The organism is Kitasatospora sp. NPDC058478 (assembly GCF_042720345.1).
Classification (GTDB): Bacteria; Actinomycetota; Actinomycetes; order Streptomycetales; family Streptomycetaceae; genus Kitasatospora.
The window spans coordinates 1-13354 of sequence record NZ_JBHXML010000126.1; the positions used below are offsets into that span (position 1 = coordinate 1).

A 13354-nucleotide genomic window follows, 5' to 3' on the forward strand; every position below is an offset into this window, starting at 1 on the left:
CCCGTGTGGGTGGGGGCCGTGTGTGGTCGTTTTGTTCAACCCCCCCCCCCACCCCCCCCGGGGGGGCGGGGGCCCCCCCCGGCCGCGGGCGGGGCCCCCCCCCGGCCGCCGTCCGTTCCGGGCAGTCCGAGGACGGCCCGGCCGAGGTGCAGCAGGCAGTCCCCGAGGTCCGGGCGGGCGCTGTGCGGGCGGTTCCGCACCCCGTCGTTGACCAGCGCGAACAGGGCGTGCACCCGGATCCGGGCCTCGACCGCGTCGTACTCGGGCCGGACCCGCCGCAGCAGGCCGACCCAGGTGCGCAGGAAGTCGCGCCGGAAGTCCACCGCGACCCGGCGGTCCGGCGGGGCCAGCCGCTCCGTCTCGCTCAGCATCGCGCCCAGGTAGTCGCCGTTGCGCAGCGCGAAGCCGACGTACGCGCCCAGGCCGGCCGCCAGCGCCGCCTCCGGCCCGGCGGCGGCCGCGAACGCGCCGTCCACCTCCTGCCAGAGCCGTTCGCGGCTGCGCACCAGCGAGGCGGCGAGCAACTGGGCCTTGCTGTCGAAGTGCCGGTAGACGCTGGGGCCGGAGATGCCGACGGCGGCGCCGAGTTGGTCGGTGCTGACGTTGTCGAAGCCGCGCTGGTGGAAGAGCCGGACGGCCGCCGCGAGCAGCTCCTCGCGGCGTGCCTGCGGCCTGGGCTCCGGCGGCCCGGGGGCGACGGGATCGGCGGCGGAGACGGGGATGAGGGCGGGACCTGGGTGGACAGCGGGATCCGGGTGGGCGGCGGCGCCGCGCAGGGAGGCCGCGAGGACGGCGGCGACGAGTTCGCGCAGCACCGCCTCGGCGCGGCGCGGCTGCGGCGCGGCCGACTGGTAGGAGAGCCCGGTGCAGGCGGAGAGCGCCGACCAGCAGAGCAACTCGGCGTCCGGCGACGGGAGTTCCGGCCGTCCGGCGCGCAGCACGGCGGTCATCAGCGCGACGTCGGCGCGCAGTTCGCGGCGCAGCGCCGCCCGCCGGGCCGGCGGCAGCAGCCTGGCGTCGCGCTGCACCAGGGTGCCGAGCGGGCGGTGTCCGACCGCGACGACGGCCAGCGCGGCGCCGAGGTCGCCGGTGGTGCGGGCCCCGCGCAGCCCGCAGGCCAGCGCGTCCAGCCCCAGCCGGACGGCGCGGTCGAGCAGTTCGGGCTTGCCGCGGAAGTGCCGGTAGAGGGCGGGCGCGGTGATGCCGACCCCGGCGGCGACCTCGGTCATGGAGACCTGGTGGTAGCCGCTGCGGTGGAACCGGTCGGCCGCCACGGCGAGGATCTGGGCGCGCCGCCCGGGCGGTCGTCGGACCACCATGGCGAGCCTCCCTCCCGCGCTCCGGACTGCCGACCGAAGGCTAGCAAGGATTCACTTGAGGGCGCCGACCGCCGGTGGCCACCGACCTTTTCCGGGGCCGTCGACCCTGGACAGCCGAAGCTACCCGGGATTAACTTGTGAGGCCATCACCTGGCACGTTCAGCCCCCGCCGGCGCCCGCAGCCGGTCACCACCGAAGGGAGCGCCGCCGTGCGCCGCACCGTGTTCAACGAGGACCACGAGGCCTTCCGGGAGACCATCCGGGACTTCATCGCCAACGAGGTCGTCCCGGTCTACGAGAGCTGGGAGGCCGACGGCCACCCGCCGCGCGACTTCTACCGACAGCTCGGCGCGCTCGGCGTCTACGGCATCGAAGTGCCGGAGGAGTACGGCGGCGCGGGCGAGAGCGGCTTCAAGTACCAGACGGTGATCACCGAGGAGACCGCCCGGGCGGGCGTGAGCTTCGGCTCCTCGGGCGTGCACACCGCGCTGGTCCTGCCCTACCTGCTGGAGTACGCCACCGAGGAGCAGAAGCGGCGCTGGCTGCCCGGCTTCGTCTCCGGCGACATCATGACCGCCATCGCGATGACCGAGCCGGGCGCCGGCTCCGACCTCGCGGGCATCGCCACCACCGCGCGGCTCTCCGAGGACGGCACCCACTACGTCCTGAACGGCGCCAAGACCTTCATCACCGGCGGCGTGCTGGCCGACCTCGTCCTGGTGGTCTGCCGCACCGCCCCGTACGACCCGGACAACCGCCGGGCCGGCCTGTCCATCCTCTGCGTGGACACCACGTCCCCCGGCTACACGGTCGGCCGCAAGCTGCAGAAGATCGGCCTGCGCACCTCGGACACCGCCGAACTGGCCTTCAGCGACGTCAAGGTGCCGGTGGAGAACCTGCTCGGCGAGGAGGGCCGGGCCTTCTCCTACCTGACCCACAACCTGGTGCAGGAGCGGCTGGCGATCGCCGTCAGCGCGTACGCGTCGGCGGCCGCGGCGGTGCGGTTCGCGCTCCAGTACGTCAAGGACCGCAAGGTGTTCGGCAAGGCGGTGGCCGAGTTCCAGAACACCAAGTTCACCCTGGCCGACTGCGAGGCCCAGGTGGTGGCGCAGCAGTCGATGGTGGACCGCGCGCTGGAGCTGTACCAGCAGGGGGAGCTGACCGTCGCCGACGCGGCCGCCACGAAGCTGTTCTGCACCGAGTCGGCCTCCACCGTCATCGACAAGTGCCTTCAGCTGCACGGCGGTTACGGCTACATCCTGGAGTACCCGATCGCCCGGCTCTACACCGACAACCGGGTGTTCCGGATCTACGGCGGCACCAGCGAGGTCATGCGCAGCATCATCGCCAAGTCGCTCGGCCTGTAGGCGGGGCAGGCGGGTCCACAGCCGCGGCGGGCCGCACCCCCATGGCGGCCCGCCGCACCCGGACGGGCGCACTCGGCCGGGGCCGGCGGGTGCGGCTCAGGCGGACGGGTGCGATCAGTTGGGCGAACCGTGCTCCGCGCGCCAGGCCTCCCAGCCCGCACTGGACGCCACCTTCGCCTCGCGCAGCGCCCGCTGGGCGAACGCGGCCGGCGCGGTCTCCAGGCTGCGCACCCAGCTGCGGCCCGCCGTGGCCAGCGCCGCGCACACCATCGCCGCCCCGGCCACGCCGAGCACGGCACCGATACCGGTGAGCAGCGCGCCGCCGGCCAGCAGCGAGCGGTTGACCTGGAACCCGCCGGAGATTGTCTCGTTGATCGCCATGCCTCCACGATGCGGGCACTCGCCGGGGGCTGCACGTCGAACGGCTCCGGGTGCGCGAGCCGAGCGCGTCCGCGAACCTGGGCACACGGCGCCGGTCCGGGCGCCCGGGGTCGGCCCGGCACGCCGGGTCAGGAGGACGCGCGATGCCCGATCTCGAACAGCTCGCCGTGGAACACCTCGCCCGGGCGGCCGAGAGCCCACACGGGCGCAGCGCCCACCTGGTGCTCCACGACGGCGTCCTACGGCAGACCGTGATCGCGCTGACCGCGGGCACCTCGCTGGACGAGCACACCCCGCCGACCGCCGGCAGCGTCCAGGTGCTGCGCGGCCGGGTCTCGCTGACCATCGCCGGCCGGCACCAGGAGCTGCCGGTCGGACGGCTGGAGCCGGTGCCGCAGGAGCGGCACGGGCTGCTGGCCCACGTCGACTCGGTGGTGCTGCTGACGGTGGTCACCGCCTAGCGGGGCGGCGCCGTCGACAGCGGGCGGAGCGGTTGACGGCTGGCAGCCGTCAGCGGGCGGCAGCGGGCGGTGACGGCACCGCGGGGCTGAGCACGCTTGCGCTGACCAGCCGCAGCCCGCGCAGGAAGTCCCGCCCGCTCGGCGCCAGTTCGGGGGCGGCCAGCCACTGGGCGGCGTACCCGGCCAGCAGGGTCTGGTAGAAGGAGCCGCGGACGATCTCCTCCTCGGTGTCCGGCACTTCGGGCAGCCCCTGGAACAGCGCGGCGAGACCGAGCCGGCCCTCCTTCTGCGCCTCCGCGAACGCGTGCGCCAGCTCGGGCGCGTGCGCGGCCTGGGCGAGCGCCTCGAACTGGGCCGCCCAGAGCCCGCGGTGCTCGGTGAAGACGGTCCTGAGGCCGTCCCAGACCGCGGCGAAGCGCTCCTCCGGGTCGTCCGACACCCGGTTGGCGGCGTCCACCACCGCGCCCAGGGCCGCCCCCATCTCCCCGATCGCCTCGATCATCGCCGCGTTGAGCAGCGCGTCCTTCGAACCGAAGTGGTAGCCGATCGCGGCCAGGCTGACGCCCGAGGCGGTCGCGACGTCACGGGCGGTGGTGCGCCCGTACCCCTTCTCGTACAGGCAGCGCTTGGCGCCGGCCATCAGGTCTTCGCGGTTTCCCATGACCCGATCCTACGGAAGGACTGCACAAATGTCTTGCACGAATGTCTCGCACGGTCGTCTCATGCATTCGTCTCACACGAGCGATTTACACGGATGTACTAGACAGGCGTCTGACACGCCCGTACCGTCTTCCCCATGACCGCAACCACCGGCCGCGCAGGCCGTCGCGAATGGATCGGCCTGGCCGTCCTCCTGCTCCCGACCCTCGTCCTGGCCATGGACATGGGCGTGCTCTTCTTCGCCGTCCCCTTCATCTCCACCATGCTGGCACCCAGCGGCACCCAGCAGCTGTGGATCATGGACATGTACTCGTTCCTGCTCGCCGGGCTGCTCATCACCATGGGCTCGCTCGGCGACCGGATCGGCCGCCGCCGACTGCTGATGATCGGCGCCGCCGGCTTCATCGGTGCCTCGCTGCTCGCCGCCCGGGCCGACACCGCCGACCAGCTGATCGCCGCCCGCGCCCTGCTCGGCGTCGCCGGGGCCACCGTGATGCCCTCGACGCTCGCGCTGATCCGCAACATGTTCCACGACCCCAAGCAGCGGCAGATCGCCCTCGGCGCCTGGGGCGGCGTCCTCACCGCTGGCGCCACCCTCGGCCCGGTCGTCGGCGGCCTGCTGCTCGACCACTTCTGGTGGGGCTCCACGTTCCTGGTCGCCGTCCCGGTGATGGCCCTGGTGCTGCTCACCGCGCCCGCCCTGCTCCCCGAGTACCGCTCCACCGCCCGCACCGGCCGCTTCGACCTGCCCGGCGCCGCGCTCTCGATGGCCGCGATCCTGCCGCTGGTCTACGGCGTCAAGACCCTCGCCGTGGACGGCTGGAGCCCGCTGCCCGCCCTCGCCGTCCCCGTCGGCCTGCTGCTGGCCGCCGCGTTCGTCCGGCGCCAGCGCACCGCCGCCGACCCGCTGATCGACCTCGGCCTGTTCCGGATCCGCACCTTCAGCGGCGCGATCAGCGTCAACACCATCGCGATGTTCGCGATGATGGGCTTCTCCCTCTTCACCTCGCAGTACCTGCAACTGGTCAAGGGCATGAGCCCGCTCACCGCCTCGCTCTGGTCGCTGGTGCCCAGCGTCGGCGTCGGCGCGGCCGTCGGCACCAGCTCGGCGCTGGCCGGCAAGGTCCGCCCGGCGGCCCTGATGGGCGGCGGGTTCCTGGTCGGCGCGGCGGGCTTCGCGCTGATGACCCAGGTCGGCGCGCACTCCCCGCTGGCGCTCATCCTCGTCGCGGCGGGCGTCCTCGCCGCCGGCACCGTCGGCACCATGACCATGACCGCCGAAATGGTCGTCTCCGCCGCCCCCGTCGAGCAGGCCGGCGCCGCTTCCGCCACCTCCGAGACCGCCGTCGAACTCGGCAGCTCACTCGGCATCGCCCTGCTCGGCGCGGCCGGCGCCGCCGTCTACCGCCACCAGCTGGACGGCGCCCTCCCCGCGGGCGTCGACGGCGAGGCCGCCCGGACCGCCCAGGACACCCTCGGCGGCGCGGTCACCGTCGCCGGCCACCTGCCCGGCCGGATCGGCACGGACCTGCTGGAGACCGCCCGGGCCGCCTTCACCGACGGCCTGCACGTCGCCGCGGTGGTCGGCCTGGTCTTCGCCCTCGGCGCCGCCCTGCTGGCCTACCGCCTGATGCGCCACCTCCCCGCCGCCGCCCCGGCCCCGGAGGCCGTCACCGTCTGACCCACCAGGACCGATCCACGCGAGTCATCGAGAGCCCCCGCCCCCACGGGCGGGGGCTCTCCGCCGTTCCCGCCGGCCCCTACCGGTGCCGGTAGACCTCACGACGGTTGCCGACCGCCATGACCCAGACGATCAGCACCCCGCCCTCGACGGTGTACAGCACCCGGCGAGTGTGGAGCAGCCCCTCACGGTCGGCCGTGGTGATCGCGGAGCAGGGCGGCCATCCCCTCCAGCTAGACGGAGCCTTCGAGGCCCTCGGCCTCGGCCTCGGCCGCGAGGCGGTTCAGCCTCTCGTTCTCGGCCTGCTCGGCGATTTCCACGAGGTGCTGGTACTCGGCGATGTCGATCACCACCGCCTCCTGCCGGCCGCGCCTCGTGATGATCGTCGGAGTTCCGTCACGTCGGGCCCGGTCGATCACGTCCGCGAGGTGGCTCCGGACCTCGGCCATCGGCTCGATCACTGGCTCGCCCATGGCATCAAGGTAGCGGTTGTACGTCCATTGGTGTGCCGAGGTCGGCGGCACGACCGCAGATCGCGGGCGGCAACGGACGGGCCTCGTCAACGGGCGGGCCGGACGGTCCACCTGGGGGTGGAGGGCGGGGCGTCCACCCCCGGGGGCGTGCGTCGGCGGCCCCCGGGGAGGACCGTGAAGGGGTACTGGCCCGTCCCTCCTATCCGCCGGGAGCCGCCGCATGTCCCTGACGACCCTGCTCTCCCTCCTCGGCATGCTGTGCTGGGTCGGTTACGAGCTGATGCTGCGCCGCCGCGAGGACTCCGCCGCCGGCACCTGGCGCGCGGATGGCCGCGACCGCGGCTCGACCCGGCTGCTGCTCGCCTGCTACGTCGCCGCGGTGCTGGTCGTGGTGCTGTTCGGCCGCGCCGGGATCGGCGAACTGCCGCCCTGGGCCCGCTGGTTCGGGATCGCACTGATCGCCGCCGGGCTGGCGCTGCGGGCCTGGGGCATGCGCACCCTGGGCCGCTACTACACCCGCACCCTGCGCACCGTGGACACCCAGCGCGTCGTCCGCAGCGGCCCGTACCGGCAGATCCGCCACCCCGGCTACGCCGGCAGCCTGCTGGTCTGGACGGGCTACGCGCTCGGCCTGGGCAGCTGGCCGGCGGCCCTGCTGGTGCCGGCGCTGCTGCTCGGCGCGTACGGCTGGCGGATCGCCGCCGAGGAGCGACTGCTGCTGGCCGCCTTCGGGCCGGAGTACGCGCAATACCGGCGGATGTCGAAGCGACTCGTGCCCTTCGTGTACTGAGCCGCCGCCGATCGGGCGGTTGTCGGCTGCGACCCCTGGCGACGGGAGCGAAGGGGCCCGAGGGGCGGGTGTTGCGCGGCGCGGTGCCGTGCGGGCTGGTCACGGGTGTGCGAGCCGGACCGGGCCGGTTCCGGCCGCTGCCGCGGGCGCTCGCGTTCCGCTCGAACGGCACCTGCTTTTTGGCCAGCGTTTCCCGGCCGGTGTATCCGTTCGCCGTCGTCGCCAGGCATACTGGCCAGCACGGGCGCTCGCCCACCCTTGACTCTAGACAAGAAGGGACCGGTGGCCAGGGATGCTGCGGAACGGTCTTGAGCCCTGGCACCTCCTGGTGGTGCTGGCGATCGTCATCCTGCTGTTCGGGTCGAAGAAGCTGCCGGAGATGGCCCGCGGCCTCGGCAAGTCGATGCGCATCCTGAAGGCGGAGACGAAGGCGCTGCGCGAGGACGAAGCCCCGGCGGACGCGGCGCAGAGCGCCGGCACCGCGCAGAGCACCGCCGCGCCGCAGCCGGCCGCCACGACCCCGCCGGCCGTCACGCCGACCAACGTGACCAAGGCCACCGAGACGAAGCGGCCCGAGACGGCCGTCTGAGTCCCGCTCTTTTCCGGAAGCCCCCGGTACCGTCCGATGACGGTGCCGGGGGTTTCTGCTGCATCCGGGCTGCTCACGGCCCTCCCGACTGGCCGTCCGATCTGATCCGTTATCTCCTGGTATGCACCTACCGGAGGAACGGAGTCGCGGCATGCCCACCGACGAACCGGGCGACGAGCCGCCCGTCAGACCGCCCGTCGGACCCCCGGGCGGACCGCCTGCCGGACCGCCGGGCGGACCCCCCGGTGAATCCCCCGGTGAACCGCCTGCCGGGTCGCCCGACGAGCTGGCCGACCTGCGGGCCCGCCTGAACGCCGCCGAGGCCCACCAGGCGCGGCTCACCCGGCAGTTGGAGACCCGCCCGGACCGCCACCGGGTGCGCTCCCTCTTCGCCGTCCTGCTGATCCTGCTGGCCTGCGTGCTGACCCCGCTGAGCGCCGTCGCGGTGTGGGCGAGGTCGGAGATCGGCGACACCGACCGGTACGTCGCGACCATGGCGCCGCTGGCCAGGGACCCGGCGGTCAGGGCGGCCGTCACCAACCGGGTCACCGACGAGATCGTGACGCGGATCCCGGTCGACTCGCTGCTCGACACCATCGCCCCCGACGACCGGCCCAAGCTCGGCGCGCTGCTGAACGGCATCGGCCAGGCCCTCACCGACGGGCTCACCGGCTTCGTCCGCAACCAGGTCCAGCGGGTGGTGGACAGCGACGCCTTCGCCACCCTCTGGACGGACGTCAACCGGCAGGCGCACACCGCGATCGACCGGATGCTGACCGGGCAGGGCGGCGGCGCCGTCGAGGTCAGGAACGACACCGTGGTGCTCGACCTCGCCCCGGTGATCGCCCGGGTGAAGACCGCGCTGGTCGACAACGGGCTCACGCCGGCCGCGAGGATCCCGGAGATCCACACCTCGTTCACGCTGGTGCAGTCCTCCGCCATCCCCAAGGTCCGCACCGGCCTGCGGCTGCTGGACCTGGCCGGCTTCTGGATGCCGGTGATCACGCTGGCCTGCGCGGTCGGCGGGGTGCTGCTCGCGGTCCGGCGGCGCCGGGCGGCGGTCACGGTGGCGCTGGGGATGGCCGGCGGGGCGCTGCTGCTGGGCATCGGGCTGAGCGTGTTCCGGGCCGTCTACCTGGACGGGCTCCCCGCCGGGGTGGACCAGTCGGCCGCCCAGGCGGTGTACGACGCGCTGGTGCGCTACCTGCGCTCCGCCGTCCGGGTGGTGATCGCGCTCGGCCTGATCGTCGCGCTCGGCGCCTGGATCAGCGGCGGCGGGCGCTGGGCCCGCACCGCGCGCGGCAGCTGGCACGCGGGGCTCGGCGCGGCCCGGAGCACCGCCGAGCGGGCCGGGCTGCGGCTCGGGCCGGTCGGGCGGTTCGTCCACCGCTGGAAGGCCTGGCTGGGCTGGGCGGCGGTCGCGGGCGCGGCGCTGGCGTTCGTGCTGTGGAGCTATCCGACGGTGCTGGTGACGCTCTGTCTGGCGCTCGCGCTGGTCGCCGTCCTGGCGGTGCTGGAGCTGCTGGACGAGCCCGGCCGACCGGACGGAGGAGCCCCGGCCTCCGCCTGAGGGGCGGTCGGCGGGGGCCGGTACCGCGGCCGCCGCCGACCCGCCCCCGGACGGTCCGGCCCGAACGGCCCAGCCCGGGACGCGCCCGACCCGGCGCAGCCGCAGGCTGGACGCGATGTCCGGAAGCCAGCCACCACCACCGCAAGGCCGGGTCGACCCGAGGTCCGCGCTCTGGCTGCTGGGCGCCTGCACCGCGCTGATCCTCGCGTACTGGATTCTCCCCCTGCGCCGGCTCGGCTACCACCACCCCGTCCTCAGCTGGCTGGTGTTCACCGCCGCGCTGGTCGGCCTGAGCGGCCTGCTGCTGGCGAAGACCACCGCCGTGCTGCGGGGCGACGCGAAGCGCCCGGTGGCCTGGCTGTCCTTCCTGATCTTCCTCGCGATGACCATCTTCGCCGCGACCTACTACGTCATGGCCGCCCGTCCGGGCGATTTCGATGGGCTGGTCACCCGGCTCGACGCCCTGTACTTCACCGTCGTCACCCTGGCCACCGTCGGCTACGGCGACATCACCCCGGCCGCACAGGCGCCCCGCCTCGTGGTGATCCTGCAGATCGGGTACACCTTCGTCTTCCTCGCCACGGCGGCGGGGACGCTGTCGCGGGCGATCCGGGCGAACGTCGAGACCCGGAGCCACCGCAAGCCGTGACGTTGTCCACAGGCTGTGGACGGCCACGTCCGATCGGTCAGGATCCGAGAAGCACGCCCGCGCGGCCACACCTAGCATCGGCGCCATGGACATCACCATTCACACCAGCGTCCTCCCGCACGACGACCCGGACGCGTCCCTGGTCTTCTACCGCGACGTCCTCGGCTTCGAGGTCCGCGGCGACGTCGGGCAGGGCAAGATGCGCTGGATCACCGTCGGCCCCGCCGGGCGGCCCGACACCTCCATCCTCCTGGCGCCGCCGGCCGTCGACCCCGGGGTCACCGAGGACGAGCGCCGCACCATCGCCGAGATGATGGCCAAGGGCACCTACGGCTGGATCCTGCTGGCCACCCGGGACCTCGACGGCACCTTCCGGGCGGTGCAGGCCGGCGGCGCCGAGGTCGTCCAGGAGCCGACCGAGCAGCCGTACGGCATGCGCGACTGCGCCTTCCGCGACCCCGCCGGCAACCTGATCCGCATCCAGGAACTGCGCTGAGCCGTCCGGCCGCGCGCCGGCCGTACGGGCCGTGCAGTCCCTGACGGCCGCGACGGCCGGAGTCGGGCCCGGTGAGAGGAGTCCTCCCGTGTGTCACCCCTCGTGGGCCCGCGCCCGCGCGGCGGCGCAGCGACTGAAAGACCTCGCGCGGCTGCGCCGCGTCCGGGACCGGATCGACCGCGAGTACGCGCGGCCACTCGACGTCCTGGCGCTCGCGCGCGACGCCGGCCTGGCGGCCGGGCAGCTCAGCCGCGAGTTCCGGCTGGCCTACGGCGACTCGCCGTACGACTACCTGACGGCGCGTCGCGTCGAGCGCGCGGCCGCGTTCCTGCGCTGCGGCGGCCTCGGCGTCACCGCGGTCCGCCGCGCGGTCGGCTGCACCTCGCCGGACGCCTTCCGCACCCGCTTCACCGAACTGGTCGGCATGCCGCCCGACGACTACCGGCGCCGCGCACGACGGGCCCCCGGACCGGTCAGGATTCGAGAAGCCCCGGCCACCGGGCCCCACCTAGCGTGGAGGACATGACTTCCATCGACTCCCTCATCCTCGACGTGGCCGACCCCACGGCCGCCCGCAGCTTCTACACCACCGCCTTCGGCCTGGACACGCAGCTGCGCCTGCGGGCCTCGCAGGAGCCGACCACCGGCTTCCGCGGGTTCACGCTGTCGCTCACGGTGTCCCAGCCCGCCACCGTCGACGGCTTCGTCGACGCCGCCCTCGACGCCGGCGCCACCGCCCTCAAGCCCGCCGCGAAGTCGCTCTGGGGCTACGGCGGCGTCGTCCAGGCCCCGGACGGGACGATCTGGAAGATCGCGACCTCCGCGAAGAAGGACACCGGCCCGGCCACCCGGCGGATCGACCGGCTCGTGCTCCTGCTGGGAGTCGCGGACGTCTCCGCGAGCAAGCGGTTCTACGTCGACCGCGGCCTCGCCGTGGCGAAGAGCTTCGGCCCGGTGTACGTCGAGTTCGCCACCGGGTCCAGCCCGGTCAAGCTCGCGCTGTACAAGCGCCGGGCCCTCGCCAAGGACGCCGGAGTCTCCCCCGACGGCAGCGGATCGCACCGGCTCGTGATCGGCGGCACCGCCGGAACCTTCACCGACCCGGACGGGTTCGCCTGGGCCGCCGAACAGCCCGCGGCCGCGCGCTGAAGCGCCCCGCCGGACAGAACTTGGGCCCTGCGGTCACCAGTCCTGGTTGTCGGCGGCCGTGGCGTGCAGGGTGATCAGCAGGGCGCCGAGGCGGGCGTTCCAGTTGGCGCTGGTGGGGCCGTCGATGGCGTGCTTCTTGGCCAGGTCGCGGATCACCTTCTGGGCGTCCTTGAGCTCCTGGGCCGCGTCGTCCGGATTGCCCTCGTTGAGGCGGGCGGAGGCGTCGTCGAGGATCCGCAGCAGCTCCGCCTGGCGGTCGTGCTCCTTGCCCCCGACCGGGGTCTGGACGACGGCCTGGCGGAAGGCGTTGAGCTGGAGGGCCGCCCCCTGGTTGCGGGGGACGCCCGGGTTGGGGGCCGTGGGGAGACCGGCCGGGGTGGTGGGGGCCGCGGTGGTGGGCGTCGGGGTCGCCGCGGGGGTGGACGCGCGGGCCGGGGTGCTGGGCGCGGCAGCCGGGGTGCTGGGGGCGGTGGCCGCCGGCGGCTTGGCGGGAGCGGGAGCGGCGGCGTTGCCGGCGGGCTCGTCCAGGGCGGCGACGGCCAGGGCGGTGACGCCGGCGAGTCCGGCCACGCCCAGTGCGCCGAGGACGAGGGGCCTGCGGCGGCGGTTGCGGTTGCGGCCGGCGGCCCCGGGCGGGGCCTGCCGGACGGGCGCCATCAGCGAAGTGGCCGGCGGGGCCTGCGGGACGGGCGCCATCAGCGAGGTGACGGCCGGGGCCTGCGGCGGGAGCAGGGTGGTGTGCTGCTGGTTGGGGTTCACCGGCCGTACGGGCGGCAGCAGTTGGGTGGCGGCGGCGGTGGCGAGGAGTTCCGCCGTCGGGTCGCCGACCGCCAACCCGGGGATGGTGGAGAGGAGTTCGGCCCGCGCCGCGACGGCGTCCGCCGGCCGGTCGGCGGGGTTCTTGGCGAGCAGGCGCAGCACGGCCGCGTCCAGCGCGGGCGGCAGGCCGGGGCGGCGGTAGGACGGCGGCAGGGGCTGCTCGCTGACGTGCTTGAAGGCGATCGCCACCGGCGTCTCGGCGGTGAACGGCGTCTCGCCGGTGAGCATTTCGGTGAGCACGCAGCCGACCGCGTAGAGGTCGGTGCGGCCGTCCAGGGGCGAGGCGGTGGCCTGCTCGGGCGACAGGTAGGCGGCCGTACCGAGCACGCTCGCCGTCTGGGTCAGGTTGCTGGACGAACCGGCCCGGGCGATGCCGAAGTCGACGACCTTCACCCCGCCGTCGTCGGTGATCATGATGTTGCCGGGTTTGATGTCCCGGTGGACCAGCCCGGCCGCGTGCGCGACCGCCAGCGCCTCGCAGACCGCCGCCGCGATGCCGACGGCGCGTTCCACCGGCAGACCCGGCTGCTGCGCCAGCACGGCGGCGAGCGAACGGCCGTGGACGAGCTCCATGACGATGAACGGCGTGCCCTGGTCGACGCCCGAGTCGAAGACCATGACGATCCTCGGGTGCACCAGCATGGCCGCGTGCTGCGCCTCGCGGCTGAACCGCTCGGCGAAGCGGGGGTCGTCGGCGAGTCCCCCGTTGAGGACCTTGACGGCCACCTGACGGCCCAGCACGTGGTCCAGCCCGCGCCAGACGGTGGCCATGCCGCCGACGCCGAGTATCTCGACGAGTTCGTAACGCCCGTTCAGCGCCCGTCCGATCACCTGGGACTCCCCTCACGTGCCGTGCCCGGTGTTCCGGGCCGCCTCGTGCACCTGTGCACGATAGCCGCACCGCCGGACCGCACCGCCGGGGGCGGGGAGGCGGTCGGGGGACCGGGCAG

Annotated in this window: 15 protein-coding genes; 10 read left to right on the top strand and 5 right to left on the bottom strand. The window is 74.2% G+C overall.

What is annotated here, in order from left to right; genetic code table 11:
• Positions 1–35: 35 nt before the first annotated feature.
• The gene (locus tag ACFWPT_RS39790) at positions 36–1319 is read right to left on the bottom strand and encodes a TetR/AcrR family transcriptional regulator (protein WP_380487865.1); all 1284 of its coding nucleotides are present in this window, start codon (positions 1317–1319) and stop codon (positions 36–38) included.
• Between the two features lie 209 nt (positions 1320–1528).
• On the opposite strand from ACFWPT_RS39790, the gene ACFWPT_RS39795 reads away from it, so the two are divergent.
• A complete protein-coding gene (locus ACFWPT_RS39795) occupies positions 1529–2686 on the top strand; it encodes an acyl-CoA dehydrogenase family protein (protein ID WP_380380317.1) in 1158 nt (385 codons plus the stop codon).
• 114 nt (positions 2687–2800) lie between these two features.
• On the opposite strand, the gene ACFWPT_RS39800 is transcribed toward ACFWPT_RS39795, so the two are convergent.
• Entirely contained in the window at positions 2801–3067 is a 267-nt protein-coding gene (locus tag ACFWPT_RS39800; protein ID WP_363375057.1) for a hypothetical protein, read from the bottom strand.
• Positions 3068–3210: 143 nt separating this feature from the next.
• On the opposite strand from ACFWPT_RS39800, the gene ACFWPT_RS39805 reads away from it, so the two are divergent.
• The gene (locus tag ACFWPT_RS39805; RefSeq protein WP_363375056.1) at positions 3211–3528 is read left to right on the top strand and encodes a cupin; all 318 of its coding nucleotides are present in this window, start codon (positions 3211–3213) and stop codon (positions 3526–3528) included.
• Positions 3529–3577: 49 nt separating this feature from the next.
• On the opposite strand, the gene ACFWPT_RS39810 is transcribed toward ACFWPT_RS39805, so the two are convergent.
• Positions 3578–4189 (bottom strand): TetR/AcrR family transcriptional regulator, encoded by a 612-nt coding sequence (locus tag ACFWPT_RS39810; protein ID WP_363375054.1) that lies wholly within the window; start codon positions 4187–4189, stop codon positions 3578–3580.
• Between the two features lie 135 nt (positions 4190–4324).
• Here ACFWPT_RS39810 and ACFWPT_RS39815 point away from each other — a divergent pair, with 135 nt between their 5' ends.
• On the top strand, positions 4325–5869 hold the full coding sequence (locus tag ACFWPT_RS39815) for an MFS transporter (protein WP_380487867.1): 1545 nt from the start codon (positions 4325–4327) through the stop codon (positions 5867–5869).
• Between the two features lie 233 nt (positions 5870–6102).
• Here ACFWPT_RS39815 and ACFWPT_RS39820 read toward each other — a convergent pair whose 3' ends face one another.
• Complete coding sequence (locus ACFWPT_RS39820; RefSeq protein ID WP_380380332.1) at positions 6103–6318, bottom strand: type II toxin-antitoxin system Phd/YefM family antitoxin; 216 nt, start codon at positions 6316–6318, stop codon at positions 6103–6105.
• Between the two features lie 244 nt (positions 6319–6562).
• On the opposite strand from ACFWPT_RS39820, the gene ACFWPT_RS39825 reads away from it, so the two are divergent.
• The 7 genes from ACFWPT_RS39825 to ACFWPT_RS39855 all read left to right on the top strand — a co-directional run bounded on the left by ACFWPT_RS39825 (position 6563) and on the right by ACFWPT_RS39855 (position 11585).
• Positions 6563–7132, top strand: a complete 570-nt coding sequence (locus ACFWPT_RS39825) for a methyltransferase family protein (protein WP_380487869.1) — start codon at positions 6563–6565, stop codon at positions 7130–7132.
• Positions 7133–7424: 292 nt separating this feature from the next.
• Positions 7425–7721: a Sec-independent protein translocase subunit TatA gene (gene tatA / locus ACFWPT_RS39830; RefSeq protein ID WP_063348755.1), complete on the top strand. Its 297-nt coding sequence runs from the start codon at positions 7425–7427 to the stop codon at positions 7719–7721.
• Positions 7722–7872: 151 nt separating this feature from the next.
• Positions 7873–9291, top strand: coding sequence for a hypothetical protein (locus ACFWPT_RS39835; RefSeq protein ID WP_380487871.1), 1419 nt, complete (start codon positions 7873–7875; stop codon positions 9289–9291).
• A gap of 115 nt (positions 9292–9406) precedes the next feature.
• Positions 9407–9940, top strand: a complete 534-nt coding sequence (locus ACFWPT_RS39840) for a potassium channel family protein (protein ID WP_079135787.1) — start codon at positions 9407–9409, stop codon at positions 9938–9940.
• 85 nt (positions 9941–10025) lie between these two features.
• On the top strand, positions 10026–10436 hold the full coding sequence (locus tag ACFWPT_RS39845; protein ID WP_380487873.1) for a VOC family protein: 411 nt from the start codon (positions 10026–10028) through the stop codon (positions 10434–10436).
• An 88-nt stretch (positions 10437–10524) separates the two neighbouring features.
• The gene (locus tag ACFWPT_RS39850; protein WP_380380328.1) at positions 10525–10962 is read left to right on the top strand and encodes a helix-turn-helix domain-containing protein; all 438 of its coding nucleotides are present in this window, start codon (positions 10525–10527) and stop codon (positions 10960–10962) included.
• Entirely contained in the window at positions 10959–11585 is a 627-nt protein-coding gene (locus ACFWPT_RS39855) for a glyoxalase (protein WP_380346440.1), read from the top strand. The genes ACFWPT_RS39850 and ACFWPT_RS39855 overlap by 4 nt, the downstream gene beginning before the upstream one ends.
• A gap of 33 nt (positions 11586–11618) precedes the next feature.
• Here the strand turns inward: ACFWPT_RS39855 and ACFWPT_RS39860 are convergent, their stop codons facing one another.
• On the bottom strand, positions 11619–13235 hold the full coding sequence (locus ACFWPT_RS39860) for a protein kinase (protein ID WP_380380330.1): 1617 nt from the start codon (positions 13233–13235) through the stop codon (positions 11619–11621).
• Positions 13236–13354: the final 119 nt, after the last annotated feature.

What these genes read in the sequence shown, in the direction of transcription:
- ACFWPT_RS39790 (WP_380487865.1), bottom strand. Translation starts at nt 1,319, where the DNA reads ATGGTGGTCCGACGACCGCCCGGGCGGCGCGCCCAGATCCTCGCCGTG.
- ACFWPT_RS39800 (WP_363375057.1), bottom strand. Translation starts at nt 3,067, where the DNA reads ATGGCGATCAACGAGACAATCTCCGGCGGGTTCCAGGTCAACCGCTCG.
- ACFWPT_RS39805 (WP_363375056.1), top strand. Translation starts at nt 3,211, where the DNA reads ATGCCCGATCTCGAACAGCTCGCCGTGGAACACCTCGCCCGGGCGGCC.
- ACFWPT_RS39810 (WP_363375054.1), bottom strand. Translation starts at nt 4,189, where the DNA reads ATGGGAAACCGCGAAGACCTGATGGCCGGCGCCAAGCGCTGCCTGTAC.
- ACFWPT_RS39815 (WP_380487867.1), top strand. Translation starts at nt 4,325, where the DNA reads ATGACCGCAACCACCGGCCGCGCAGGCCGTCGCGAATGGATCGGCCTG.
- ACFWPT_RS39820 (WP_380380332.1), bottom strand. Translation starts at nt 6,318, where the DNA reads ATGGCCGAGGTCCGGAGCCACCTCGCGGACGTGATCGACCGGGCCCGA.
- ACFWPT_RS39825 (WP_380487869.1), top strand. Translation starts at nt 6,563, where the DNA reads ATGTCCCTGACGACCCTGCTCTCCCTCCTCGGCATGCTGTGCTGGGTC.
- tatA (WP_063348755.1), top strand. Translation starts at nt 7,425, where the DNA reads ATGCTGCGGAACGGTCTTGAGCCCTGGCACCTCCTGGTGGTGCTGGCG.
- ACFWPT_RS39835 (WP_380487871.1), top strand. Translation starts at nt 7,873, where the DNA reads ATGCCCACCGACGAACCGGGCGACGAGCCGCCCGTCAGACCGCCCGTC.
- ACFWPT_RS39840 (WP_079135787.1), top strand. Translation starts at nt 9,407, where the DNA reads ATGTCCGGAAGCCAGCCACCACCACCGCAAGGCCGGGTCGACCCGAGG.
- ACFWPT_RS39845 (WP_380487873.1), top strand. Translation starts at nt 10,026, where the DNA reads ATGGACATCACCATTCACACCAGCGTCCTCCCGCACGACGACCCGGAC.
- ACFWPT_RS39855 (WP_380346440.1), top strand. Translation starts at nt 10,959, where the DNA reads ATGACTTCCATCGACTCCCTCATCCTCGACGTGGCCGACCCCACGGCC.